The following is a 22,343-nucleotide window of genomic DNA, read 5'->3' on the forward strand; positions in this document are numbered from 1 at the left end:
TCCACCGAATCTTCTTCCCATATCTGGGAATAGGGGCGGGTTATCCGTCGTGCCGCTCGGCTTCGCGCAGGCTCGGTGCGCCCGGTATCAGATCTGGCAGGTCGGGTATCGCGTCGGCGGCTGCGGCGACCGGGGCCAGCATCTGCCTGGTCTGCTCTTGCGCGCGCCGAGCCGCCGCACGCCCGGCCTCGGTAACGGACCGGCCGAGCTGTTCGGTGGTACTGCGCATGGCGGCCGCCGTGAACCGCACGTCGGCAAGTATGCCAGCGGTGTCGACCGTCACTTCCACCAGACCGTCGGGTGAGGTGGCGGAATACCGTGCGGCGTCGAGCTGCCGCCGAACCTCGGCCAGCTGCGCGCGCTGCTCGGCCAGCGCATCGAGGATGTGGTCGACCTGATTGCGTATCCCGAAGTTGGCCGAGCGCAGCCCTTCTCGTTCCCAACGGTCCATGACTTACCTCATCCTTCGGGTGTCAGCCGTGGCGCTCGGTATATCGCCGTTCGAAGTCCGCGGTGTAGACCGGCGGATCGATGGACGACGACGATTGCTCCAACACGCCGTCGTCGCCGAGATAGAAGATGGCCCGATCGGTCGCGACCATCCCGGCGGGCACCGGTACATGCACCATCCAACCCACGCTGAATCGATCGGCGACCAACTGCTCCAGCGGATATCCCGTGGTGTCCAGGACGCGCCCGGTGATGTAATCGCGTACCCGAGAGATCGCCTCCGCGGCGTGCATGGGCTCAGGCGTCGGCGGCGCCAATCCGGCCAGCGAGTACTGGTAGAGAGCACCGTCGATATCGAACCGGCCGTCTTCGCCGAATACAGTCACGAGCTCGCGGCGCGTGACCCGGCCGCTCTCGGCCGCCGCCAGCAGTGCGGGAATAGCTTCCCGTGCACCAGGATTCGGCTCTGAACCGAGCAGTTCGGCGACGATACCCAGCACGGTTTCGCGGGTCCACACACCGGGCACCGCCACGGCACAATCCTCCGCCGACGGCGACGCCCCGCGATACCAGCGCCCGGCTTCCCACCAATAGCAGAACGACAGCAGACCCGATGCGGCGCGCGGGTCGAGCACCGGATCGGCTACCCAATCCGGTGCGCCCGCATAGAGATTCGGCATCGGCTCACCGCCGTTGTAGACCGCGTCCAGCGTGGGGGCATTCCACACCCCGCCCGAAAGCACGGCCCGTCCGGCCGGGAGCGCGTGCAGCGTCGACCCGTGCAATGCCGAGCCCTCGAACACGCCGGTCCACGGCTCCATCCGTGGACCGTGCTCGGATCGGGCGGCCACGAATGCCGCGGCGATCGTCGCCCAGCGCGCCCACATCTGTGGGAACGGTGGGAATTCGTATTCCGCCAGCGTCGCCCACACCTGACCGGAGCGATCGGCGCGCGCCTGGGCGGCGGCCTGTTGCGGTGTGCGCCTTTGGCGGTCGCCGTGCCCGATATAGGCGCCCAACCACACCGGTACCTCGGCACGCGGGTATGCCGCGAGGTCGGCGCGATACACCTCCGGCGCGAACAGCTGACCGGGCGGGAACGGCTGCACGCCGTAGTCGTAATCGATATCGATCGCGCCGGATTCGGCCAGTACGACCAGCATCCGCCACCACGGTCCGCCGTTGGATCGGGCCGCGAGTGCGCGCATTTCCCGGACCAGCGTCAGGACCGACTCCGGGGGCGATAGCGGAACCACCTGGTCGCCGACGGAGTACGCGAGCTGCCCGACTTCCCCCACCACCGTGACCGCGAATACCGCGTCCGCTCGCTGCCAGCCCGTCGGTCCGAGCGCTTTCAGCGCATCGGCGAGCTGCTGCTCGGCGGCTGGTTCGCGTGGTTGGTCCGCCAAACAGTCCTCCTTATACGAGCAATGGGGCACCGGCGAGCCCGGTGCCCCATTGTCGATCCTTCCCAGCGCTGGGAAGGAGCTCGAATCAGTCCGCCGAAACCTCGCTGCGATCGCCACTCCACAGCGTGTGGTACTTGCCCGGTGCGTCGATGCGCTCGTAGGTATGTGCGCCGAAGAAATCACGCTGGCCCTGGGTGAGGGCGGCAGGAAGCCGCTCGGCGCGCAGGGCGTCGTAATACGAGAGCGAGGATGCGAAGGCGGGCACCGGGATGCCGAGCAGGGTGGCGGTGGCGACCACCCGACGCCAACTGTCGATGGCCGTCTCGATCGCCTCACGGAAGTACGGCGCGAGGATCAGGCTCGGCAGTTCGGGGTTCTGGTCGTAGGCCTCTTTGATCCGGTTCAGGAACCTGGCCCGGATGATGCAACCGCCGCGCCAGATGGTGGCGAGGTCGCCGGGACGCAGGTTCCAGTTGTATTCGGCACTGCCCGCGGCGATCTGGTCGAAGCCCTGGGCGTAGGCGACGATCTTCGACGCGTAGAGCGCCTGGCGGATGTCCTCGGTGAATTGTGCGATGTCGGTGGGCTTGTCGCCGAGCTTGCCGGCGGCGAGACCGACCGCGGCCTTGCGCTGCGCGCGCGAACCCGACAGCGCCCTCGCGAAGACGGCCTCGGCGATACCGGTGACCGGGATACCCAGATCGAGTGCGGACTTCACGGTCCAGCGACCGGTGCCCTTCTGCTCGGCCGCGTCGACGATGACATCCACCAGCGGCTGCCCCGTCTTGGCGTCGACCTGGTTGAGCACCTCGGCGGTGATCTCGACCAGGTAGCTCTCCAGATCGCCGGAGTTCCACTGCGTGAACACATCGGCGATCTGCTTGGCGTCCAGGCCCAGCGCATCGCGGAACAAGTGATAGGCCTCGCCGATCAGCTGCATATCGGCGTATTCGATGCCGTTGTGCACCATCTTGACGAAGTGCCCGGAGCCGTCGGGGCCGATATGGGTACAGCACGGTGTGCCGTCGACCTGCGCGGCAATGGATTCCAGCAGCGGGCCGAGGGATTCGTAGGACTGCTTGGGGCCGCCCGGCATGATCGCCGGACCGTTGAGCGCGCCCTCCTCACCACCGGAGATGCCCGCGCCGACGAAGTTCAGCCCGCGCGCCTTCATGGCGGCCTCGCGGCGGATGGTGTCGGTGTAGAGCGCGTTGCCGCCGTCGATGATGATGTCGCCGGGTTCCATCGCGTCGGCGAGTTCGGCGATGACGGCGTCGGTCGGATCACCCGCCTTGACCATGATCAACACCCGGCGTGGCTTCTCCAGCGCCGCGACGAACTCCTCGATCGTCTCGGTGCGCACGAAGTTGCCGTCGCCACCGTGTTCGGCGAGCAGCGCGTCGGTCTTGGCGATGCTGCGGTTGTGCAGTGCCACCGTGTAGCCGTGCTTGGCGAAGTTCCGGGCGATATTGCTACCCATGACCGCCAGGCCGGTAACCCCGATCTGTGCGGATGCTGTTGCGGACGCCATATATCAGCCCTCTCCGTTCGGTGTTGTCACCTACCGCAAGCAGCCTAGCCCCAGTGTGGTTGTGCCTTTCGCCGGTGTTCGCGCCAGCGGGCGATGAGGCCGTACATGTCCTGCTGGACGAAGTCGAAGGGTGGACAGTATCGGCGCGATGCTGTGGGTCTGCACGGCGATTGCGGCGGTGTCATCGCGTCGTGCTGTTCCTGCCGCAGCGAGCGAAGGCTGTCGATCCGACCGAGTTGATGTAGTGGTTTGTGGCGGCGGTCAGCGCTCGGATTCGGGTGCCGACCAGATGTTCTACTCAACCCTGCGGGCATCGATAAAGGTTCGCACCCACTGGCGACTCGGTTGTAGATACCGCTGTCGGGCCTCAGCGAAAAGGTGCACGCTGGCGGGGCCGGGCCAGTCGGCGGGCAGCATGTCGTCGGGCAGTCCAGGATCTATGTAGGGGATGATCCGCCAGTCATCGAGCATCAGGGTGAAGTGTGCGAAAGCATTTCGGTCGCCGCTGTCGAGGTCGAGGATTCCGCGGTGCTTTTCGTGAAAGGTTCGGTGTTCGGCCGCAAGGTCGGCGAGGTCCCACCATTGCGCGGCGGCCTGGCGGAGGGTGCCGGGGACGGTGAGGTCGGTGGCGCGAAACGAGGTGACATAGTTGTCGAGGTCCAGGGCCGTGACGATGGCGGCGACTTCGGCCGCGAGGTACTCCGGATAGATCCACAGACCCGCCGCGACGGTGCCGCAGCCGATGGCGGACAGTCGTCGCCGGAGTTGGTGTCGCGCGGCGCGTTCGGACTCGGGGATGCCGTACGACAGCAGCCGCCACGCATCACCCGAGGCCATCTGGCGGAATCCGAAGATTCGCGGGTCGCCACGGGCGAACATGGTGCAGGCGGCGGCGGTCAGTGTGTAACCCGCGCGGCCGCCACGACTTTCGGCGTACAGGACGCCTTTGCTCTTCAGTCGCGTGATCGCGGTGCGCGTGCTCGGTGCCGCAATGCCGAGCACAGCGAGCAGTGCGGTGAAATCGGCAACCGCGATCCACCCGCCGACGTCGCGGATGTACGCGCCGAGCACCGTACGGGTAAGCGAGGTCGCGCTGCCGGGCCGGGCATCGAAGTCATCGAGCACCGCGGCTGCGAGCGGCTGTTGGTCAGTGGTCACCGCGTATCGGGTAGCCCTTCGAGGTCGAGGTCGAGGTCGAGGTCGAGGTCGAGGTCGAGGTCGAGGTTCGTGTGGGCGAGGGCGGTCGCGCTGCCGGGGGGCGCATCGAAGCCGCCGAGCACTGCACCTGTGAGCGCGGGCTGCTGGTCAGTGGTCATCGCGTGACGGGCATTCCTGTAGATGAGTCGGATCGTCGTTGGGGTTGCGCGTCGAGCAGGCGTTCGGCTCCGATCGCAATTCGGCGTCAGTGTCCGGTCCAGGTGCGGGCGGCGAACAGCTCTGGGAAGTAGGTGTGCTCGAGTGCGCGTTGCAGGAAGCCGGCACCGCTGGATCCGCCTGTCCCGCTTCGTCTCCCGATGACGCGCAGCACCGTGCGCAGATGCCGGAACCGCCACAGCTGGAAATTCTCTTCCAGGTCGACCAACTCCTCGAATGTCTCGTATACCGACCAATGTTCTTCCGGCGCTTCGTAAATCGACTGCACCAGGGCGAGCAATTCGGGGTCGAGCGTGTGGGCCTCGGTGACATCCCGTGCCAGCGTCGAGCGCGGCACGGCGAGCCCGGTGCGGGCAAGGTGATGCCAGAATGCGTCATAAAGGGTCGGCTTCCGCATGAGCGTGGCCAGCAGTTCGTGCGCCGTGGGATCGGATTCGAACACTCGAAGTACGGCCGCGTTCTTATTGCCGAGGATGAATTCGATGGCACGGTACTGATAGGACTGGAACCCGGACGAGTTCCCCAGAAAATCACGGAACTGCGCGTATTCGGTGGGCGTCAGCGTCGCGAGCACGGACCACTGCTCGGTCAGCGTCTTCTGGATGTGTTTCACCCGCGCAATGCATTTGAGTGCGATGCCGGCGTCGTCGGCATCGAAAGCTGTACGCGCGGCGTGTAATTCGTGCAGTACCAGCTTCAGCCACAGCTCCGTGGTCTGGTGCTGAATGATGAACAGCAGCTCATCGTGCTGCTCCGGTCGGCTGACCGGATGCTGCGCGCTCAGCAAGGTATCGAGGTCCAGGTACGCGCCGTAGCTCATCCGAGAGCTGAAATCGGTGACGATATCGCGTTCGAGCGCGTCGCGATGGGCGTTCATCGGCGGCCCCCTTTCTCCAGTGACCCTCGACGTCACGGTATTACATGAATGTGACGCTCGCTAGATTTCTGTCATATTGCGCGTTGCCTGCCCTTCACGCACCAAAGCCGGTGCGTGCACCGCAGCTAACCGGGAAATTGCGGTCTGTTGCCCTGCTGCTCTGTCCCGGCATGAGCGCGCCATGGAAGGCCCGCTCGATCCCCGCCTACGGTGTGTTTCGCCAACATTTCCGATTGATTGCGGCAAAGTTGCTGACGGCCGGTGGTGCTTCGTGGAGAATGGCATCGGTCACGCGAGTTCTTCCAGCAACACCCTCAATGTCTTCGATCCACACATCGTTGGAAGGGAGCTCGAAACATGGCAGCACAGGACGTCAGCGGTACGCGGTCGGAATCCCGACGCGAGGACATCGACGTGCAGTCGGAGGTGGAGTTACTGCGGATGCGTCTGGACGAGGCCCGTCAGGAGGCGCAGAACGCCCGCCAATACGCGATGCAGGCATCCGGTCTGGCACGCCAGGCCCAGGCGCAGGCGCGGCAGGTACAGCATCAGGCCCAGCAGGCACAGCAGGACGCCAACCAGGCCAACCAGCAGGCACAACAGGCCCGCCAGCAGGCCATCCTGGCCACCAGCCAGGCCCAGCAAGCCCACAGCGAGGCCGACCGAGCCCAAAGCCAGGCCCAGCAGGCCCAAGGCGAGGCCAACCAGTCCCAGCAACGGGCCAGCAGTGCCCAGGACCAGGCCGACCAGGCCACCCAACTGGCCCAGCAAGCCGAGGACCAAGCCAACCGGGCACAGGACCACACCGGTCAGTGGGAGATGCAACTGCACCAGATCCGTCAGCAAGCCCGCTTCCAACAGGGCCGCTGACCACGCGAGATTGACACAATGAACACAGCAGCGGTCGGTCACACCGGGTTTCCGGTGTGGCCGGTCCGCTGGCCCCGAAACACCGGAGGTTCGTTGTGAGCGACCACGTTCCGCCCGCGGACGAATCCGATGTCCATGTCGAGGTCGTCGTGCCGGACGCGGTCAGCGCCGGCGTGTACGCCAACGGGTTCACCTGCTGGTACAACCGCACCGACTTCACCCTCGATTGCCTGGTCTACCTGCCCACCGAACCCGGTGCGGTCACCGAGACCGGCCAACCGATGATGCGACAACCAGTGCAGGTCACCTCCCGAGTGAAGTTCCCACCCGCGCTGATCTTCCGGCTCATGCAAACCCTCAACGACAGCATGAGCAACTACGAAAGCCAATTCGGCCCCATCACCCATCTCGGCGAATAACCCCGACCTCGGAGAGGCACATGCAGACCCCGAAATCAAGCCCCATCACCCTCATCGCCAGCCCACGCGACCGCCTCGTCATCTCCGACCCCGCCATCCGGTACCGGCCCCAGACAATCCTCGGCCGCCGCTACCTCGTCACCCCCGTCACCCCACACCCAGAACACGAACGCATCGAATAACCTCGGTGCGTGCCCGGCCCCCGGTACGCCGATGGCCCTGCAGCGCCGTCGCGCCGCCGGGTAGCTCGAGGGCTGGGGCGAGCGGGTCTTCACCTGCAACTTCACCTCTGTGTGGTGTGGTCGCGTTCGGGCCCGCCGGCGGCGAAGCGTGGCGCCGGGGATTCAGAGCTTGCGGGCTTGTGCGGGGGTGAGGAGGGGGTGGGCGAAGTGGTAGATCTGTTCCGCGGCATCGAATTCCATGGTTACGGCCGTGGCGGGGGAGTCGGCCCATTCCGCGGGGATCGGTGTGCCCGGCCAGGTATGGCCGCCGCCGAATGCTGTCCATGCGGTGACCTGGGTGCCACCGACGCCGCCGGTCATGGTGTGGCGGCTCGACTGCTCGGTGGTGATCGTGCCTCCGTCGTCGGTGCAGCGGTTGAGTGTCCGCCAGTGCCGAGCGGTTTCGTCCAATCCCAATGTGCGGCCGCGAGGTTCGCCGTTGGGGTCGTGGTGGCGGGAGTGGCCGCCGGTGATCGGCTGGATCGGGTCCGCGTCGCCATTGATGAGCATTGCCGAGACCGCATGAGTGGGGCGGATATCGAGCAACGGCGCGGGCAAGCCGCCCGCGACCGCAGCGAATACCGGTACTCGGTCGGCGGCTGCCAGTGCGAATCGGTGAGACATGAACGCGCCATTGGACATACCGACGACGAGGGTCCGATCCGTTGCCGTGCCGAACCAGTCGGCGCACCAATCGATCACCGCGTGCAGAAACGACACATCGTCCACCCCGGCCTCGTCGGCGGTTGTGACACCGCGCCCATCGGCCCAGCAACCACTGTGGCCATTGGGATAGGCGAGGGCAATGCCCCATTCGTCGGCATGGGCGGCGAAACTGGTCCAGTCGTACATGATCGGACGGGTGTAGGTCCTGGTGCTGCCCGAGTGATTCCCGTGCAGTACCAATACCAACGGCGCATTCCGTTCGAGCGGCGGACGCACGGCCAAACTGCGCACGAGTCCGTCAACGGCCAACTCACCGGTCACCAATTCGTCGCTCACCAGCACTGGTATACCGCTGTCAGCACGACTTCGGCCAGGTGCCGTGCTTCTCGAGTCGTGCGAGGGCGGCGTCGAGTTCGGTGGCCGTCATGGTGACGTGACGAATTACTGGACCGTCGAGGCAGATTTGCAGGGTGACCGCCGACGATTTGCTATCGATCGGACCGATTCGCGCGGCGAGGGGTTGGACGCCCGATCATGTTGTCATGCCGTCGCGTTCGATGTACTGGTTCGCGAGGAACCGCGCCACGGCCTGAGATACCTCGAGCCGCGCCGTCTTTTCGGTATTCGGGGTGCGACCATTGGTGGTGTGGTCGATCGGACTCACCGCCGAGTTTGCCTCGCGTTCATGGGAAGTCGCGGATCGATCGGCATATCCGCCCAGGTGGCGCGCAGCGACGTGTGGGCCGGATCGTCAGTGATCCGCCAGGCCCGCTCCGGTCCCGGACCGGCCATGATGTTCAGGTAGTACATGTGATGGCCGGGCGCGGCGATGGACGGTCCGTGGTAGCCGTGCGGCACCAGCACCAGGTCGCCGTGGCGGACCTCCTCGAGCACATCGATCGGGCGCTCGGGGGTTCCGTACACACGGTGGTAGCCGAAGCCCGGCGAATCGTCGGCGCCACGGGCGAATTCGAAGTAGTAGATCTCCTCGAGCGGGGTCTCGGTATCGGAGAGCTCATCGTGTTTGTGCGCCGGATACGACGACCAGTTGCCGCCGGGCGTGATCACCTCGCAGGCGATGATCGAATCGGCCTCGAAGGTATCCGCAGTCGCGAAATTGTGCACCTGGCGGCTGCAGTTGCCCGCACCGCGCAACTCGACCGCCACGTCGGCGGCGGACACATACCGGAACGGCAACTGCCGCTGGGCGACGGCGCCACCGAGCGCGAATCGACCACCGCCGGTACTGGTTACGGTGTAGGAGCTGTCCCGTCCGACGTAGGCGAAATCGGTCGGACCGTCGAAAACGCTGTTACGCCCGACCAATTCGTAGGACTCGCCAGCACTGGCCACGGTGCACGCACCGGATAGCGGCACCACCACGATCTCATCGGATCGGCTGTGCATGCGATGCGACTGTCCCGGCGCGAGATCGACGACGTGCAGGCTGGTGTGATCCCATCCGGCCGCCTCCTGGGTGAGTGCCACCGTGTACGGCGCGCGGTAGGTGCGACCGGCGGGCAGGTAATGCTTGCTGTGCATCGCGATCACCGCACCAGCGATACGGCGGTATCGACCGCGTCCGCGACATTGTCATCCGGCGGATACCGCAGCGCACGACGCACGACCAAGCCCTGAATACCGGGCAGCGCAAGGGCTTTAGCCCACAGTGCATAGGAACGCACCCCGACGGTCGGCGGTGCCAGTGTGGCTTCGGGCCCGCCGGTCAACGAATCGCCGCGCGACGCTACCTTCATTTCAGGTCCTTTCCGGTCAGAGACAGCGCGACAAGATCGTCGATTTCGTCGCTGGTCGGCATGGCGGTGGAGCATTCGAGCCGCCCGGCCACAATGGCCCCGGCGGCATTGGCGCGGCACAGGATGGTCTCCAGATCCCATCCGGCCAGCAAGCCATGACACAGGCTGCCCCCGAAGGCATCACCCGCGCCGAGGCCGTTGACCACATCGACGATGGCCGGTGGCACCACGACCGATTCGTGGCGGGTCTTGCCGAGCACGCCCTGCGGCCCCCGTTTGACGATGGCCAGTTCGACACCCAGATCCAACAGCGCATCGGCGGCGCGCTGCGGATCGGTCTCATCGACTGCGATGCGGCACTCCTCGCGATTGCCGACCGCCACCGTCACCTGGCGCAGTGCCTCGCGTACCTGTGCGCGGGCCTGGCGCTCATCGGCCCAGAACATCGGCCGGTAGTCCAGATCCAAAACCGTCAGCGGTCGCCGTTCCCGGATCGACCAGGCATCGAAATGCGCTGCGCGAGAAGGTTCTCGGGATAAGCCGGTGACCGTCGACCAGTAGACACCCGCGCCGCGGATCGTGTCGGGATCCACTTGGCCGCCGGTTATCTGCAGGTCCGGTGCGCTGGGTTGGCGGTAGAAGTACAGCGGGAAATCGTCCGGCGGGAAGATCTCGCAAAAGGTGACCGGTGTCGGCAGCCGATCACTGGTCTGGACAAGGGCATCCGATACGCCGAGCCGGACCAGTTCGCGCCGCACGTACCGGCCGAAGGGGTCGGCGCCGACGCCGGACCACAGTGCGGTGCGCCGGCCCAGTCGCGCAGCCGCGACGGCGACATTGGCCGCGCTGCCGCCGAGGAACTTGCCGAAGGTGTCGACATCTTCCAGCCCCACTCCGGATTGGAGCGGGTAGATGTCGACGCCGACCCGACCGGTCGACACAACCTCGAATTGAGCATTCACAGGCTGACTCCAGATGCGTCCTGGGGGACGAGCATTGCCGCGTATCCAGACTGTGCGCCCCGGCATAGCCGCTTGTCAAGAATTTGTAAGGACATAATGACGTAAGAATATATTGGTTGTTAGAAGTGATTTACAGTGGACGAAACGGTGCTCACCTGCGCCAGCTCGCCCCGAGGAGCCTACGATGCCAGCGCCACTGGATGTCGCGATCGACCGCACGAGCCCGGTCCCGCTGTATTTCCAACTGGCGCAAGGCATCGAGAACGCGATCCTGGAAGGTCGGCTTGCGCCGGGGGATCGCCTCGAGAACGAGCTCGACCTGGCTAAACGGCTCAATCTGTCGCGGCCGACCACACGGCAGGCCATCCAAGCGCTGGTCGACAAGGGGCTGTTGCTGCGCAGGCGCGGGGTGGGCACCCAGGTTGTCCAGAATCAGGTGCATCGCCCGGTCGAATTGATCAGTCTGTGCGACGATCTGCTCACCGCGGGTCAAAAACCGACCACCGAATTGCTCGACTATCAGCTCGGTGCTCCGGATCCCGATATCGCCAAGGAATTCGGCGTATCCGACGATGCCCGCTTCGTGACCTTCCGCAGGTTGCGCCGGGCCGGGAGTGAGCCGGTGGCCCTCATGACCAATTATGTGCCCGCCGAGTTCGCGCCCGCACCCGATCAGCTCGAACTGTACGGATTCTATGAATGCCTGCGGGCCAAGGGAATTCACATCGCGCTGGCACGGCAACGGATCGGTGCGCGCGGTGCCACCCGGGCCGAGGCGCAACTGCTGCACGAGCGCACCAACGCGCCGTTGCTCACCATGCAGCGGGTCGCCTTCGATGATTCCGGGCGTCCGATCGAAATGGGCAGGCATCTGTACCGGGCATCGCGGCATTTCTTCGATGCCACGGTGCTGAGTCGCTGACCTGACGAAACGGCCGATTTGTCGAGTCGGATCAGCGGCTCATTCATCCGAACATATGGACATGATCTGAAGGCTATGCCAGCTGTGAGCACTGCGTCGCAACGCAGCCCTGGACAGTCGGCTGAACCGTGCCGCTGTCCGAACTGGACCGGAACGAAACGTCTTCTGCTATGACTGCTCTCGGGTTTCGGAGCGGCCGGACATGTGTACCAGGATGAGGCCGACCGCGGCGAGGAGGAAGTTCTGTAGCGCCGCTGATGAGGCGTTCACTTGTTTGTTCGCCCACATACGGAACCATTCGCCGCCGATGGTGAGGAAGCCGCCCGCGAACAGCAGCACGGCCATGGTCCAGCCGAGACTGGACAATTTCGCGGCCACCGCGGTTCTGGCGGAGTTGCGGCCGATCAGTGCCCACCAGCCGGTTGTTGCTCCGGCGAGCAGCACGAAGCCGGTCAGATATTCCCAGGTCACGATGAGGATGTAGGCGATAAGGATGACCGTACTGTTGGTGATGGCCCGCCAGTCGGTACCGGAGTGGTGGATCGTGGCTTGCATCGAGAGCACTGCTTGCACACCGCGCCGGTTGGTATCGGTGTCGATGCAGTTGGTGACCGCGACGATCAGGTAGTACAACGCGGTGATCGATGCCAGCACCGTCACCGCCGTGTCCCTGCTTCCGGCCACATCCAGGAACCGCTTACCACTCAGACCCATATCCGCCACCTCGGTTGATCTGGTACAAGTTTCGAAGCGGCCGCGTGCTACCGGGAGCCGCCCGAGTCATCGTACTTCACACCACGTGGTTCGAAATGCTTTGCTTCACAGGGGATTCGGCGCATCGCCGATCGCCCTGGCGCGGGAATCTCATTGTCGCTGCGGATTCCGGTGACTATCTGGCGGTGTGGCTGCCGCGTTCAGCGCTGTGGCCAATTCATCGCAACCATGTGTCCGAACCGACGACAGCGCGGTGACGGACCGTCGAGTGCGCCGCCGCTGATGTTATCGGGATACATCGAACGTGAACTCGGGCCCGAGATCGCCACAGCTGTTTTCACCACGAACCCGGCGCACGCGTTCAGCACACACTGGCGCGGGTGCAGCACACCGAGCGAGCCGATCTCAGCGAATCCGCGTGGAGGCCGTAGTCGATCACTCGGAATTACCGTCCGATAACGACGTTCGTGAACTTATGGGACCGGTCACCGCACCGATCTACTACCGATTCCTGGTCACCCGAGAACCACTCGACCACGCCTTCGCCGACCGCGCCGCCACCACCGGCTCGATCGCCGTCCACGCCGGAGCCAGCCGCCTGCAGTAGTGAGAACGCGCATGGCGCTGGTTCACGCTACTGCGGGTCACTCGAGTGTGCGATCAGTCGGCGGGAGGAGCGGGCCGAGGGGGCCGAGATCGATATTGAGGTCTTCCGGAGTCAGTCCGAAGTGGTCGCGTAGTTCTTCCATGCGTTGTTCGAGCAGCATCAGGGTGGTGCCGATGCGTTCGACCTGGGCGTCGGAGAGGTCGCCCGCGTCTACGCGGCGTAGCGCTTGTCGCTCCATCAGTTGCCGCAGTAACTCCACCAAGGTGAGGACGAGGGTGACCAGCCCGCGCTCGACGGATTCCGGATCGGTGTCGATTCGCGGTGGAATGCCGCCGAATTCAGTCATCGGCTGGTTCCAGCACATCGGACATCGCGGACTCGACCGGCGCGTACAGGGTGCTGATCGAGGAGATGAGGGCTCGTAACGAGATCTGAACCAGGTCGACATCGGCGATGGCGAGTTTGATATCTCCGGAAATGACCACGCCACCGGCCAGCACCCGGTCCAGTAGGTCGACCAGCGCGACGCGGCGATCAGTGTCGACGGTGTGGTCGGCCCGAATCATGTCGGCCCTCGTTGGACACCCGCGAACGAATACGGCGGCCAGGGGCCGGTGAGTTCGAGCCGGATGCCCGGAAAATCGGCGCCGAGCGTCGTGACGGTCGCGGTGAAGTCGTCGGTGCGGTCGTCGTCCACGAGGTATGTCCCGTTCAGCACCATCCAGTCCCGGCGGCCGCTGACCGCCGGGTCGGTCAGTGGCTGACGTCGTCCCGCCGCGGCATGGTGCACCAGACACGCGTGAATCTTCTCGGCGCACTCTGCCGCGTCGCGTTCTACGGTCTCCTGCGCCGACAGTTGCGCGCGACGCCGGGCCAGGTACTCGGCCCCTGGTGACATGCTGCCCTTGTCAGCGGCTCTGGCCTCGGCCACGGCGGCGGTCAGCGCGGCGCGATCGCCATAGGCTCGTACACCCCACTCGGTACGCCCGGCCACCAGCTCCAGCGCCGCGTCGAAGTCCGCGCGCCGCTCATCGAGCAGCGCACGTACCCGGTCGTCATCGTGGAAGACGGTGGCCAGCCGGAGCGGGACGGCCGGACCTCTGCGCACCATGGACGACACGACCGCGTCGTGTGCCCGCGCCGTCGCCTCCAGCCAGTCCAGATCCTCGAAATTCCGGTGCAGCGGTTGCTCCCCGAAAACATCCAGCGGCACCGAGCCGACGACCGCCGTCAGGTCACCCGAGACGACCGTCCGCACCGGCTCGCCCGCGACTCCGGTCAGCTCGGTCAGTTCCGCCTCGCCGTCGTGGCGAGGCGCCACGACGTACAGCCAAACTGCGAGACCACCGGTCACGATCTTTCTTGTTTCCGCTCACGGCCGCGTTCGATGGGTTGACGGCGTTCGTTTGCCGCCTCCAGTTGGGCGATGCGGTCTCGCAGTTCCCGGTTCTCGAGTTCGAGGTCCGAATCCTGCCGCTCCAGTGCGTGGGCCTTGCTGTTGAGCCAGGGGTCGGTCTCCCACCAGTCGATGCCCACTGCTTTGGCCGTCTCCAAGGATGCGATCACCAACCGCAGTTTGATGGTGAGCAGTTCGATGTCGAGGAGATTCACTTGGATGTCGCCCGCGATCACCAAACCCTTGTCGAGGACTCGCTCCAGAATGTCGGCGAGGTTGGTGGAATGGTGCCCGCCCCCGTAGGGCTGCGGCGCGTACGACTCGCCTCCCACCACCGTCATCGCTGATTCCTCGATCCGATGTCGATAGTGCCACGGTTGTAGCGTTTGATTCTGCGGTAGGCCAGCAGATTCTCGTCGAGATCGATCTCCACCTCGTAGAGCGCCAGGATGTCCGCCGATGAGGGGATACGGCGATCCTCGAGCACCTCGATCTCCACGAGCCAACCATCCTCCGTCGGTTCCACGCTCGTGACGCCCTGAACCTCGTTCGAAGTCAGTTCCGCGAGGCGTTCGACCGCCACCGCGGCGGCTTGGGCTGCGGTCAGGGCCGGTTGTGCATTCGAGGCCGAATGAGCGTTGTCGGAATCGTCGGAAATGGTGTCGCGGGCCACGTGGGTCACTCCTTCCGGTCGATTGGGCCTACCTCGGACCGGTCATGCGATCCAGGATTGCTTGCTGCGCTTGCTGGGCCTGTTCTGCGGACAAGTCACCGGTCGCTGCGGCGCGGTCGATCTCCTCGAGTTCGCGCCGCAGTCTCGCGGGATCGCGTAGCTGCTGTTCGACCTGGTCTTGGATCAGTTCGCCCACCCAGATCACGCCGCGAACCGGCGCGATGGGGAACGAAAATATCGATGAAAGCAGACCCATATCTCACTCCTCGGGGGCCCGCTTCGTGACGAAGTCGTAGGCCGCCATCGGTCCGAGCAGGTACAGCTCGACCCGGCCGTCCCAGTCCGCCATGAGCTCGCGCAACAATTCCTCCAGCTCCTTTTGCCGGGCCGATTCGACCAGCACAGCGAGGTGTACCGCGTCCTCTTCATGGCTGGGTTCGCGCTGGTTGACCATTGCTTCGAGTTTCTCGAGTTCGGAAACCACCTTGCTGGTGTCCTCGGCTCGCTTCGCCTCGATGGCTTGATTGATCATCTCGCCCAGCGCGATTCGCGCATTGCGGGTGGCGTCCTCCGATTTGCCCCGGATCTCGTCTCTCAGTCGGGCGGCTTCGGCATTCTCGTCGAGCAGTTCCCGCAAAATCGCGTCTTCGACGTAGCGCCCTCGGATCACGAACTGGACCCGGCCCTCGAGTGCCACCAGGGCCGCGCGGAATTCCTCCTCGTTCGCCTCGAGTAGTTCGTTCTCCACCGCATCCGCGTCGGTCATGACCGCTCCGAACCGCAGCGGCAACACCGGACTGACGGTGGCCGACCCGTCGAGCAGTTTCTCATGGGCGGTGAGGTCCTCGGGCGTGCCCAATGGCCGGTCGGACTCGAGCGGGCTGACCAGCGCGGCGATCTCGCCGTGCCGGACCACCGCGACTTCACCTGGTGGATCGCCGACACCGGTGGCGTGTGACTGGGGCTCGACGTCGGCGGGCACAATGCCGTAGACATACACGGCTGTTGATTCGGGAGCCATCACTGCTCCTCGCGCCTGGATGGCCGGTGCACTTTCTGACGCTTCTCCTGCACATCGCCGAGGAAGTCGGTGACCTTCTCGCCAGCCGCCTCCAGTGCGCCCTTCGTCTTGTGCTTCGCCGCGCCCTCGGTGACGTCGCCGACGATATCGGTCAGGCCCTTCGGTTCGCTGCTCGAGATTTCGAGCCGGTTGACCGCTTCGGCGAAACGTAGATATGTGTCGACACTGGCCACCACGACGCGCGCGTCGATGGTCACCAGTTCGATGCCGACCAGCGACACTCGGGCGAACGCGTCGATGACCAGGCCTTTATCGAGAATGGTGTCTACGACATCAGCCAGGCTGGACGAGTTCGGCCGAGCCAGCGTGCCGGTTGCGCCACCGCCTGTGCCTCCTGCGGGTTCGATTGTCATCTGCTTGCTCCTTGGCTCACCCGTGACCGGCGGGTCACTGAGCTCTTGCGGGCGGCCGTTGGGCGGCGCGGCGGTTCTGGTTCTTCTTCCTCCTCCTCGTCCGTCTCGCCCTCGCCTTCCTCGGCCTCGTCTGTTTCTTCCTCTTCCTCTTCTTCATCGGCGCGTTCGTCTTCGGTGTGCGCTTGTTCCTCGCGCCGTGCGGTCTCGTCGTCTTCGACGACCTCGCTGTCGTGGATCTCGCCGTGCCAGCCCACGATGTCGTCGCTGTGCAGCACCGACTCCGTCATGACATGGCGCTGGAAGTGCTTGAGTTCCAGCCGGCACCGGCGACCTGCCGCGCGCCATAGATTGGCGGTCTTTTCGAACACTCCTTGCGGGTGGTATGCGAGCACCACAAGGATGCGGGTGAGGTCCGGTGTGATCTCGTGGAAGGTGACGGCACCGTCGATATAGCCCTTGGCGCCTTTGGAGCGCCACACGATCCTCTCGAACGGCACCTGCTCGATGATCGTGGACTCCCAGGTACGTCTCGACCAGAACACTTTGCCGGTCCAGCTGAGCTTCTCGTCGGAGACCTGCTCGACCTGCTCGAGCTTCTTCGTGAATTTCGGAAAGTCCGCGAACTGGGTCCACTGGTCATAGGCCAAATCGATCGGCACACCCACATCGATGTGCTCGACGATATTGGTCAGCTTCAGCTTCTTTGCGCCACCTTTGCCCTTTCCGCCGGTCAGTGACTCCTTGACCGTCTGCAAATTTTCCCGGACCGTGTTCCCGAGCTTGCTCATACCTCCGCTGAAGACCGCTTTGAACGGCGAGGCTCCGCCGGCCAGCTTCTCCACACCGGTCACCGCCGCCAGCAGATTCCCGCCGCCACCGTCGGCGTACTCGTTCAACCGATCAGCGGTTTTCGATACCCGGTTCGACAGCCCGGCTACCGCGCGTTCGGTCAGGGTCCCGGCGAGGTTCTGCACGGACTGCTGCAGTAAGCCCGTCGGGGTAGGTGTTTTGGCTGTTTTCCGTGCGGCCTCCCCGGCACGGCTCGCGGTTTCGGTGACCCGGCCGATGGTGTGGGCGGCGACTCCGTTGGTCTTCGACATCGACCTCATCTCCTCGTGCGGCGCACGGGCGCTTCGTCGGCATCGGCGCGGGTACGGCGTCGGACGGTTGAGGCCGACTTACGATCGGCGGACCCGGCCCTACGCTCCGAGGTCCGGGAGCTCGTCTTCCGCGTGCGCGTGGCTCTCGGGCTGCCGGCACGCGCACGCGCGGCGGGCCGCTTCCTGTGCTCGTCGGCGCGGTCTGTTCCGGAATCGTCTTCGCCCGCGAGATCCTCGTCCTCGTCGGTGGACGCTTCCTCGGCGTCCCGGCGGGTTTCGTCTTCGTCTTCGTCTTCGAACGAATCCGTTTCACGCTCGTCCCTGTCGGCGACGAGCGTCGAGCCCTGCTGCAGCCGGTCGTTGAGCGCATCGAGACGGTTGCTCGTGGCGGTCACCGCGGCCGACCGGACCGCACCCAGCAACTCGCCGCGCACGGTGTCGGTGAGCTGTGTCAGCTCCGGCGACGATTTGAGCAACGAAGTCCCGCGCTCCAGCAGTTCGGCGGGCATTCCGGTGTTCCGCTTCGCCATCGCCGCACCCGCCAGCGACAACGCGAAGCGCATCTTGCGCGTGCGTCCCAGCAGGTAACCGATGCCCACCCCTATTGCAATTCTTGTGCCACCTTTCATGGCTTACTCCTTGCTTGCTCGACTGCCGCTGCACCGATACGGCTCCGGGTCGGTCGAGCGACGACACTCCGATGAGTGGGATAGGCCATATTGCGAATGGCCACCGTTCAGCGTATACCCGGCTACCGCCCAGCCAATCAGCATCCGGATGGCTTCGAGAATTGCAGTCGAAGGGCACCTGACCGAGCCCGGACTCGCCGGTGGGCAGCACCGGATGGTCGCGGCGCGGCCATGGGCCGAACCGCGGCGACCTCAGCTCGGTGGATTCGCGGTGAGGTTAAGAACGGTGTCAAAACCTGTTCGGAGGCAATCGGTCAGGAGGGGCAGGTCGGGGATGGCGGCGGTGTCGGCGTTGATGCCGAGGTAGCACGTTCCGACGTGGGAGATCAGGGTGGCGTTCAGGGCGGTGCCGGTGGTGGGGCCGAAGGCGTAGATGCGTTCGACTTCGGCGCCGGAGACGTAGAGAGGAATCGGGGAGCCGGGGACATCGGAGGCGATGAAGTCGACATGTTTGAGCATGGGAGTGAGCAGGCCGACGGGTAGGCGGTTGAAGGCGGCGGCGACGGCACTGGACAGCGCTATCGCTGGTTCGCGCCGCCAACTCGTGACCAGCGCGTCGAGTGTTCGCAGGAGGTTCGCGGTGTCCGCGATATCGAGCGGCAGCGCGAATCGCGCCAACGTGATGCGGTTGCCGCCGATGGCATCGTGGTCGGTGCGCAGGCTGATGGGCACGGTCACCCGCAAGTACTCGACCTTTGCGCCGTGCTTGTCGTGATAACCGCGGAGTCCGATCAGCATCGCGGCCAGGAAGGCGTCGTTCATCGTGCAACCGACGGTGTGCGCGGCATGGTGAAGTGCGTCTGCCGGTACCTCGAGCACCGACAATTGGCGGCCGAGGCTGCGTTCGGTCATCACCGGCGACAATGTGCTCGTGATCGGCCGGACGAACCGGACCAGTGAGTTCGCCATCGCGATGCCGTCGCGGACAGTGCGGATCGGGCTGGTCACGGTTCGCCGGGCGGCGGGCCACGCCGTCGAGATCCCGGCGCGTACGAGTTCGGCGCCGACGGACCAGTTCCATGCCGCGATGTCGCCGAATCCGCGGCGGACCGTGGGCGTCATGTCGCCGGGCGGCGGGCGGGGCGCGGCTTCGCGCACGAAATCGAGGATCTCACCGGCGATCTGGATGCCACCGATGCCGTCGGTCAGACTGTGGTGCACGGTGAAGATCAAAGCGCCCTTATCACCGTCGAGTCCGCCCATAACGGTGACGCGCCACAGTGGTCGTGCCGGGTCCAAGGCGGTCATCGCTTCGGTGCGTGCGAATTCCAGCACCGTAGACAGGTCTGCCGGCGCCGGAGCGCGGATCCGGTGCACATGCCAGGCCAGATCGAAATCGTCATCGGGTGTCCACCGGGGCGGTGCCAGGCCGAGGGGCACGGGGACCAGTCGGTGCCGGAACTTCGGCACTACCCGAGTTCCTCGATCTATCATGTGCCAGAAGTGATTCCACTCCGGCTCGCGGTCCAGGACCAGCACCGAGATGATCGTCGAGCGCAGGGTCGGGTCCTGTTCCATGCTCCACGTGAACAGATCAGTTTGGGTCATGTGGGATTCGCGCGAACCCATCGTCTTACCTCCTACCCGTCCATGGGACACCTCGTGCCCCGGACCTCAGCAGGGGCGAAAGTCCCCGCGGCGGGGGCCATCGGGTGCCGAATCGCAGGTGCGCTGTGGGGCTTGTTCACTACCCGGTCGACGGCTCACGAGACTGCGCCGAACATGATTGCAACCGGAAATAACGGCCCGCGCCGCCGTCACTGCGGTCGACGCCAGGATCAGCGACGACGGGGACGGACGGAATCTGGTGTTGTCCAACCTTCCCGTCCGCTCACCGGTTCTCGGCCATTGCGCGGACCGGCGTAACCTCTCGCCGAGAACCTGTGCGGGAATGACCGTTTCGGCCACGGGGTACAACGGGGCGCTCGATGGGAATCGCCGACGTATCGCTGAACGAGCCCAGAAACGACGTCGTGGATACTCTTGGCTGTGCCGCTCACCTTTCCGTCGCATGCGTTGGCCGTGCTCCCGCTGAAAATCCGATGGCCTCGTTACCTGGATGGCGTCGCATTGGTGGTCGGCTCGGCGGTCCCGGATGCCGGCTATCCGGTGGCGGGTTTGTTTTCGATGCCGGAAACGCACGCGCTCTCGGCGCTGATGTGGTGGTGTCTTCCCATGGGGATCGTGGGAACAGTGGCGATCCGCCGCGGCGCCGCGCAGGTTGCCGCGCACTTGCCGCGGCTGGGGGCGTTCGATCTGCCCGCCTATGGCGTGCTCGGTGCCGTGCGGCATCGATGGCATGTCACGGTGTACTCGATTCTGATCGGTGCGTTCACTCATATCTTCTGGGACGGGTTCACCCACGATCCGGCCGGCGGGCACGGCTGGGGCGTGGCTAGATTTCCCACGCTGCTGCAGCCGGGTCTGTTCGGCAGGCCCTGGTGGTACCTGTTGCAGCAGACGTCGACCCTGTGCGGAGGGGCTCTCGCGGTCGGCTTGTTCTACCTCATCGGCCGTCGAGGACTGCTCCGCACCTGGCATGGTGCGCCGCGGGCCGTCCAACGCGCGCCGAGGCGATTCTGGCTGGCGGCCGGACTGGTCGCGGTGATTTCCTTGTCATTGATTCCCTTGATGCCCTTGGCATTTCAACCATTTGTTCTGGGCGTTCGGTTGCTCTACGTGGTAGCGCTGTCGTTGCTGGCAGGCGCGGCGGCGACCCGCGCGGCGGGTCTCGGGTCCCAAGACCCGGACCTCGCCGAGGTCAGCAACCCCGATCTCGGCGTTCAGGGTGTCACAGACGACGCCGCGGACGCGGCGGCGCATACGGATGCACATAACGGTGGGGACAGCTGATCGATCTGTCCATGCGGGCCACCTCCGCCGCCTTCGCCGCCGCCCCCACACTGCCGCATGGACCGCATCGAGTGGTCGCCGATGGTGCGGTTTCGGTCGTCGAGTGCCCGCATTACGGTCGTTCGAAACGGGTGCTGCCTCCGCAGCTACCGCTACTCGGTGGCGTGGCCTGATTGTGCGCGAAACGAGTTGTGCGCCATGTTGATTCGTGAGGCGGAGGTATTCGGTTCCGGTCGTATGGACGTGCGCGCCCAGGGGGTGTCATCACCGCACGTTTCACACTGGGACCCACCAAGATCGATGCCGAGCTCGTCGCGGCGACCATCGTGGCCGGTGGCCTGGTGTATCCGGTTCGGTAGACACCGCATAGGCCGTCCATCGAGACCGCTGCCACCAGTACCGTATTGGGTTACGGCTCGACGGGTTTGGTCTGCGGGTGGCGGTCGGGTGCGCCGAGGATCAGGTGGTGGTGGCGAGGTCGAGGCTGGCGAGTAGGTCGAGTACGCGGCGGTGGAGGTCGTCGCGGATCGGACGGACCTCGGCGAGTGGGAGTCCGGCCGGGTCGTCCACGATCCATTCTTCGTTTCGAACGCCGGGTACCAGCGGGCACTCGTCGCCACATCCCATGGTGATGATGATGTCGGCGGCCAGCAGGATCTCGTCGGTCCAGGATTTGGGGAATTCGTGGGAGATATCGATGCCCACCTCGGCCATGGCTGTGACGGCCGCCGCATTCAGCGCTGCGCTCGGCTCCGATCCGCCGGACCAGGCCAGCGCCCGACCCTGTGCGTAGTGCTCGAAGAAGCCCAGTGCCATCTGCGAACGCCCGGCGTTGAACGAGCACAGGAACAGCACCACCGGGACGGCGTGCTCGATGCGGCCCTCCACCTTGGCGCGAGCGTGCAGTTGCTGTCGGGCGAAGCGCTCGGCCAGCAGTGGCAGATACAGCTTGACCGGCGCCTGCCGCCCGATCTGCGCATAGGAATTGTGGAGATAACGGTGAATCGTATTGGCATCGAACAAGATCGTGAACTCGCGGCACAGCCGTCGCTCGGCGCGGGCAAGCGCCGTGCTGTGCACGATGTCGAGGAGTCGGTAGTGCGGAGTCAACTCGGCATACCCGGCCCGGCTCGTCCGCTCGGACGTAGACACATCAGTCAGCCTGACACCGGCGCCCGGCTACAACAACCAACTGAGGATGAACCGGATCGAACAACGCGGCAAAACGCCTCGAGCCGACATGTCGCGAAAACCTTTAGCGCGGACAAGCTTTCACCGTAGCGATCGCACACCTTGACGGGCACGTCGATAACGGCGTCGATGACGGCGGGTCCGCGACCTCTGGTCCGCGATACCTCGACCACAACCGTGCGGCTCGACCGCGGATACCTGCCCGCGTGCGGTGGGTGAACCAGTTGC

General features: G+C 65.2%; 31 protein-coding genes. 7 read left to right on the top strand and 24 right to left on the bottom strand.

Annotated elements, in window-relative coordinates; translation table 11 throughout:
- Positions 1–40: 40 nt before the first annotated feature.
- The 6 genes from ACW2Q0_RS03985 to ACW2Q0_RS04010 all read right to left on the bottom strand — a co-directional run bounded on the left by ACW2Q0_RS03985 (position 41) and on the right by ACW2Q0_RS04010 (position 5,641).
- Positions 41–451: a YbaB/EbfC family nucleoid-associated protein gene (locus ACW2Q0_RS03985; protein WP_457186239.1), complete on the bottom strand. Its 411-nt coding sequence runs from the start codon at positions 449–451 to the stop codon at positions 41–43.
- 22 nt (positions 452–473) lie between these two features.
- Positions 474–1,859 (bottom strand): hypothetical protein, encoded by a 1,386-nt coding sequence (locus ACW2Q0_RS03990; protein WP_457186241.1) that lies wholly within the window; start codon positions 1,857–1,859, stop codon positions 474–476.
- Between the two features lie 85 nt (positions 1,860–1,944).
- The gene (gndA, locus tag ACW2Q0_RS03995) at positions 1,945–3,390 is read right to left on the bottom strand and encodes an NADP-dependent phosphogluconate dehydrogenase (RefSeq protein WP_457186243.1); all 1,446 of its coding nucleotides are present in this window, start codon (positions 3,388–3,390) and stop codon (positions 1,945–1,947) included.
- Between the two features lie 294 nt (positions 3,391–3,684).
- Positions 3,685–4,548 carry a PaaX family transcriptional regulator gene (locus tag ACW2Q0_RS04000; protein WP_457186245.1) on the bottom strand — a complete coding sequence of 288 codons (864 nt, stop codon included), beginning with the start codon at positions 4,546–4,548 and terminating at the stop codon, positions 3,685–3,687.
- On the bottom strand, positions 4,545–4,706 hold the full coding sequence (locus ACW2Q0_RS04005) for a hypothetical protein (protein WP_457186247.1): 162 nt from the start codon (positions 4,704–4,706) through the stop codon (positions 4,545–4,547). The genes ACW2Q0_RS04000 and ACW2Q0_RS04005 overlap by 4 nt, the downstream gene beginning before the upstream one ends.
- An 86-nt stretch (positions 4,707–4,792) precedes the next feature.
- The gene (locus tag ACW2Q0_RS04010; protein ID WP_457186249.1) at positions 4,793–5,641 is read right to left on the bottom strand and encodes a tryptophan 2,3-dioxygenase; all 849 of its coding nucleotides are present in this window, start codon (positions 5,639–5,641) and stop codon (positions 4,793–4,795) included.
- A 357-nt stretch (positions 5,642–5,998) separates the two neighbouring features.
- On the opposite strand from ACW2Q0_RS04010, the gene ACW2Q0_RS04015 reads away from it, so the two are divergent.
- The 3 genes from ACW2Q0_RS04015 to ACW2Q0_RS04025 all read left to right on the top strand — a co-directional run bounded on the left by ACW2Q0_RS04015 (position 5,999) and on the right by ACW2Q0_RS04025 (position 7,112).
- Positions 5,999–6,511 carry a hypothetical protein gene (locus ACW2Q0_RS04015; protein WP_457186251.1) on the top strand — a complete coding sequence of 171 codons (513 nt, stop codon included), beginning with the start codon at positions 5,999–6,001 and terminating at the stop codon, positions 6,509–6,511.
- Between the two features lie 95 nt (positions 6,512–6,606).
- Positions 6,607–6,930, top strand: coding sequence for a DUF3467 domain-containing protein (locus ACW2Q0_RS04020; protein WP_457186253.1), 324 nt, complete (start codon positions 6,607–6,609; stop codon positions 6,928–6,930).
- Positions 6,931–6,950: 20 nt separating this feature from the next.
- Positions 6,951–7,112 carry a hypothetical protein gene (locus ACW2Q0_RS04025; RefSeq protein WP_457186255.1) on the top strand — a complete coding sequence of 54 codons (162 nt, stop codon included), beginning with the start codon at positions 6,951–6,953 and terminating at the stop codon, positions 7,110–7,112.
- A gap of 162 nt (positions 7,113–7,274) precedes the next feature.
- Here the strand turns inward: ACW2Q0_RS04025 and ACW2Q0_RS04030 are convergent, their stop codons facing one another.
- The 5 genes from ACW2Q0_RS04030 to iolC form a co-directional block, all read right to left on the bottom strand.
- Positions 7,275–8,153: an alpha/beta hydrolase family esterase gene (locus ACW2Q0_RS04030; protein WP_457186256.1), complete on the bottom strand. Its 879-nt coding sequence runs from the start codon at positions 8,151–8,153 to the stop codon at positions 7,275–7,277.
- 196 nt (positions 8,154–8,349) lie between these two features.
- Entirely contained in the window at positions 8,350–8,481 is a 132-nt protein-coding gene (locus tag ACW2Q0_RS04035; RefSeq protein WP_457186258.1) for a hypothetical protein, read from the bottom strand.
- Positions 8,478–9,359: a 5-deoxy-glucuronate isomerase gene (gene iolB / locus ACW2Q0_RS04040; protein WP_457186260.1), complete on the bottom strand. Its 882-nt coding sequence runs from the start codon at positions 9,357–9,359 to the stop codon at positions 8,478–8,480. The genes ACW2Q0_RS04035 and iolB overlap by 4 nt, the downstream gene beginning before the upstream one ends.
- 5 nt (positions 9,360–9,364) lie before the next feature.
- The gene (locus ACW2Q0_RS04045; RefSeq protein WP_457186262.1) at positions 9,365–9,574 is read right to left on the bottom strand and encodes a Cgl0159 family (beta/alpha)8-fold protein; all 210 of its coding nucleotides are present in this window, start codon (positions 9,572–9,574) and stop codon (positions 9,365–9,367) included.
- On the bottom strand, positions 9,571–10,602 hold the full coding sequence (iolC, locus tag ACW2Q0_RS04050) for a 5-dehydro-2-deoxygluconokinase (protein ID WP_457186264.1): 1,032 nt from the start codon (positions 10,600–10,602) through the stop codon (positions 9,571–9,573). Before iolC ends, ACW2Q0_RS04045 begins: the two co-directional genes overlap by 4 nt.
- 118 nt (positions 10,603–10,720) lie before the next feature.
- Between iolC and ACW2Q0_RS04055 the strand changes: the two genes are divergently transcribed.
- Positions 10,721–11,458, top strand: coding sequence for a GntR family transcriptional regulator (locus ACW2Q0_RS04055; RefSeq protein ID WP_457186266.1), 738 nt, complete (start codon positions 10,721–10,723; stop codon positions 11,456–11,458).
- Positions 11,459–11,626: 168 nt separating this feature from the next.
- Here ACW2Q0_RS04055 and ACW2Q0_RS04060 read toward each other — a convergent pair whose 3' ends face one another.
- A complete protein-coding gene (locus ACW2Q0_RS04060; RefSeq protein WP_457186268.1) occupies positions 11,627–12,172 on the bottom strand; it encodes a DUF2165 domain-containing protein in 546 nt (181 codons plus the stop codon).
- Positions 12,173–12,476: 304 nt separating this feature from the next.
- Between ACW2Q0_RS04060 and ACW2Q0_RS04065 the strand changes: the two genes are divergently transcribed.
- Positions 12,477–12,779 carry a TetR/AcrR family transcriptional regulator C-terminal ligand-binding domain-containing protein gene (locus tag ACW2Q0_RS04065; protein ID WP_457186269.1) on the top strand — a complete coding sequence of 101 codons (303 nt, stop codon included), beginning with the start codon at positions 12,477–12,479 and terminating at the stop codon, positions 12,777–12,779.
- A gap of 37 nt (positions 12,780–12,816) precedes the next feature.
- Here ACW2Q0_RS04065 and ACW2Q0_RS04070 read toward each other — a convergent pair whose 3' ends face one another.
- The 11 genes from ACW2Q0_RS04070 to ACW2Q0_RS04120 all read right to left on the bottom strand — a co-directional run bounded on the left by ACW2Q0_RS04070 (position 12,817) and on the right by ACW2Q0_RS04120 (position 19,619).
- Positions 12,817–13,125: a gas vesicle protein K gene (locus tag ACW2Q0_RS04070; RefSeq protein ID WP_457186271.1), complete on the bottom strand. Its 309-nt coding sequence runs from the start codon at positions 13,123–13,125 to the stop codon at positions 12,817–12,819.
- A complete protein-coding gene (locus ACW2Q0_RS04075) occupies positions 13,118–13,345 on the bottom strand; it encodes a gas vesicle protein (protein WP_457186273.1) in 228 nt (75 codons plus the stop codon). Before ACW2Q0_RS04075 ends, ACW2Q0_RS04070 begins: the two co-directional genes overlap by 8 nt.
- Positions 13,342–14,133: a GvpL/GvpF family gas vesicle protein gene (locus ACW2Q0_RS04080; RefSeq protein WP_457186275.1), complete on the bottom strand. Its 792-nt coding sequence runs from the start codon at positions 14,131–14,133 to the stop codon at positions 13,342–13,344. The genes ACW2Q0_RS04075 and ACW2Q0_RS04080 overlap by 4 nt, the downstream gene beginning before the upstream one ends.
- A complete protein-coding gene (locus ACW2Q0_RS04085; RefSeq protein ID WP_457186277.1) occupies positions 14,130–14,516 on the bottom strand; it encodes a gas vesicle protein in 387 nt (128 codons plus the stop codon). Before ACW2Q0_RS04085 ends, ACW2Q0_RS04080 begins: the two co-directional genes overlap by 4 nt.
- On the bottom strand, positions 14,513–14,848 hold the full coding sequence (gene gvpO / locus ACW2Q0_RS04090; RefSeq protein ID WP_457186279.1) for a gas vesicle protein GvpO: 336 nt from the start codon (positions 14,846–14,848) through the stop codon (positions 14,513–14,515). The genes ACW2Q0_RS04085 and gvpO overlap by 4 nt, the downstream gene beginning before the upstream one ends.
- 28 nt (positions 14,849–14,876) lie before the next feature.
- Positions 14,877–15,104 carry a gas vesicle protein GvpG gene (locus ACW2Q0_RS04095; protein WP_457186281.1) on the bottom strand — a complete coding sequence of 76 codons (228 nt, stop codon included), beginning with the start codon at positions 15,102–15,104 and terminating at the stop codon, positions 14,877–14,879.
- 3 nt (positions 15,105–15,107) lie between these two features.
- On the bottom strand, positions 15,108–15,869 hold the full coding sequence (locus ACW2Q0_RS04100; protein ID WP_457186283.1) for a GvpL/GvpF family gas vesicle protein: 762 nt from the start codon (positions 15,867–15,869) through the stop codon (positions 15,108–15,110).
- Positions 15,869–16,282 carry a gas vesicle protein GvpJ gene (gene gvpJ, locus ACW2Q0_RS04105; RefSeq protein WP_457186284.1) on the bottom strand — a complete coding sequence of 138 codons (414 nt, stop codon included), beginning with the start codon at positions 16,280–16,282 and terminating at the stop codon, positions 15,869–15,871. Before gvpJ ends, ACW2Q0_RS04100 begins: the two co-directional genes overlap by 1 nt.
- Positions 16,279–17,382, bottom strand: coding sequence for an SRPBCC family protein (locus ACW2Q0_RS04110; protein WP_457186286.1), 1,104 nt, complete (start codon positions 17,380–17,382; stop codon positions 16,279–16,281). Before ACW2Q0_RS04110 ends, gvpJ begins: the two co-directional genes overlap by 4 nt.
- 5 nt (positions 17,383–17,387) lie before the next feature.
- Entirely contained in the window at positions 17,388–17,981 is a 594-nt protein-coding gene (locus ACW2Q0_RS04115) for a hypothetical protein (protein ID WP_457186288.1), read from the bottom strand.
- A 282-nt stretch (positions 17,982–18,263) separates the two neighbouring features.
- Positions 18,264–19,619, bottom strand: a complete 1,356-nt coding sequence (locus ACW2Q0_RS04120) for a wax ester/triacylglycerol synthase domain-containing protein (protein WP_457186290.1) — start codon at positions 19,617–19,619, stop codon at positions 18,264–18,266.
- A gap of 441 nt (positions 19,620–20,060) precedes the next feature.
- Here ACW2Q0_RS04120 and ACW2Q0_RS04125 point away from each other — a divergent pair, with 441 nt between their 5' ends.
- Complete coding sequence (locus ACW2Q0_RS04125) at positions 20,061–20,924, top strand: DUF4184 family protein (protein WP_457186930.1); 864 nt, start codon at positions 20,061–20,063, stop codon at positions 20,922–20,924.
- Positions 20,925–20,935: 11 nt separating this feature from the next.
- A complete protein-coding gene (locus ACW2Q0_RS04130) occupies positions 20,936–21,097 on the top strand; it encodes a hypothetical protein (RefSeq protein WP_457186292.1) in 162 nt (53 codons plus the stop codon).
- 286 nt (positions 21,098–21,383) lie between these two features.
- Here the strand turns inward: ACW2Q0_RS04130 and ACW2Q0_RS04135 are convergent, their stop codons facing one another.
- On the bottom strand, positions 21,384–22,034 hold the full coding sequence (locus tag ACW2Q0_RS04135) for an arsenate reductase/protein-tyrosine-phosphatase family protein (RefSeq protein WP_457186932.1): 651 nt from the start codon (positions 22,032–22,034) through the stop codon (positions 21,384–21,386).
- Between the last annotated feature and the right edge of the window lie 309 nt (positions 22,035–22,343).

The organism is Nocardia citri (assembly GCF_054065835.1).

Excerpts from the sequence above, each read along its gene's own strand:
- ACW2Q0_RS04045 (WP_457186262.1), bottom strand. The coding sequence starts at position 9,574 with ATGAAGGTAGCGTCGCGCGGCGATTCGTTGACCGGCGGGCCCGAAGCC.
- ACW2Q0_RS04060 (WP_457186268.1), bottom strand. The coding sequence starts at position 12,172 with ATGGGTCTGAGTGGTAAGCGGTTCCTGGATGTGGCCGGAAGCAGGGAC.
- ACW2Q0_RS04010 (WP_457186249.1), bottom strand. The coding sequence starts at position 5,641 with ATGAACGCCCATCGCGACGCGCTCGAACGCGATATCGTCACCGATTTC.
- ACW2Q0_RS04075 (WP_457186273.1), bottom strand. The coding sequence starts at position 13,345 with ATGATTCGGGCCGACCACACCGTCGACACTGATCGCCGCGTCGCGCTG.
- ACW2Q0_RS04110 (WP_457186286.1), bottom strand. The coding sequence starts at position 17,382 with ATGTCGAAGACCAACGGAGTCGCCGCCCACACCATCGGCCGGGTCACC.
- iolB (WP_457186260.1), bottom strand. The coding sequence starts at position 9,359 with ATGCACAGCAAGCATTACCTGCCCGCCGGTCGCACCTACCGCGCGCCG.
- gvpJ (WP_457186284.1), bottom strand. The coding sequence starts at position 16,282 with ATGACAATCGAACCCGCAGGAGGCACAGGCGGTGGCGCAACCGGCACG.
- ACW2Q0_RS03985 (WP_457186239.1), bottom strand. The coding sequence starts at position 451 with ATGGACCGTTGGGAACGAGAAGGGCTGCGCTCGGCCAACTTCGGGATA.
- ACW2Q0_RS04130 (WP_457186292.1), top strand. The coding sequence starts at position 20,936 with ATGCGGGCCACCTCCGCCGCCTTCGCCGCCGCCCCCACACTGCCGCAT.
- iolC (WP_457186264.1), bottom strand. The coding sequence starts at position 10,602 with ATGCCGGGGCGCACAGTCTGGATACGCGGCAATGCTCGTCCCCCAGGA.
- ACW2Q0_RS04015 (WP_457186251.1), top strand. The coding sequence starts at position 5,999 with ATGGCAGCACAGGACGTCAGCGGTACGCGGTCGGAATCCCGACGCGAG.
- ACW2Q0_RS04095 (WP_457186281.1), bottom strand. The coding sequence starts at position 15,104 with ATGGGTCTGCTTTCATCGATATTTTCGTTCCCCATCGCGCCGGTTCGC.
- ACW2Q0_RS04005 (WP_457186247.1), bottom strand. The coding sequence starts at position 4,706 with ATGACCACTGACCAGCAGCCCGCGCTCACAGGTGCAGTGCTCGGCGGC.
- ACW2Q0_RS04055 (WP_457186266.1), top strand. The coding sequence starts at position 10,721 with ATGCCAGCGCCACTGGATGTCGCGATCGACCGCACGAGCCCGGTCCCG.
- ACW2Q0_RS04100 (WP_457186283.1), bottom strand. The coding sequence starts at position 15,869 with ATGGCTCCCGAATCAACAGCCGTGTATGTCTACGGCATTGTGCCCGCC.
- ACW2Q0_RS04070 (WP_457186271.1), bottom strand. The coding sequence starts at position 13,125 with ATGACTGAATTCGGCGGCATTCCACCGCGAATCGACACCGATCCGGAA.
- gndA (WP_457186243.1), bottom strand. The coding sequence starts at position 3,390 with ATGGCGTCCGCAACAGCATCCGCACAGATCGGGGTTACCGGCCTGGCG.
- ACW2Q0_RS04025 (WP_457186255.1), top strand. The coding sequence starts at position 6,951 with ATGCAGACCCCGAAATCAAGCCCCATCACCCTCATCGCCAGCCCACGC.
- ACW2Q0_RS04120 (WP_457186290.1), bottom strand. The coding sequence starts at position 19,619 with ATGACCCAAACTGATCTGTTCACGTGGAGCATGGAACAGGACCCGACC.
- ACW2Q0_RS04085 (WP_457186277.1), bottom strand. The coding sequence starts at position 14,516 with ATGACGGTGGTGGGAGGCGAGTCGTACGCGCCGCAGCCCTACGGGGGC.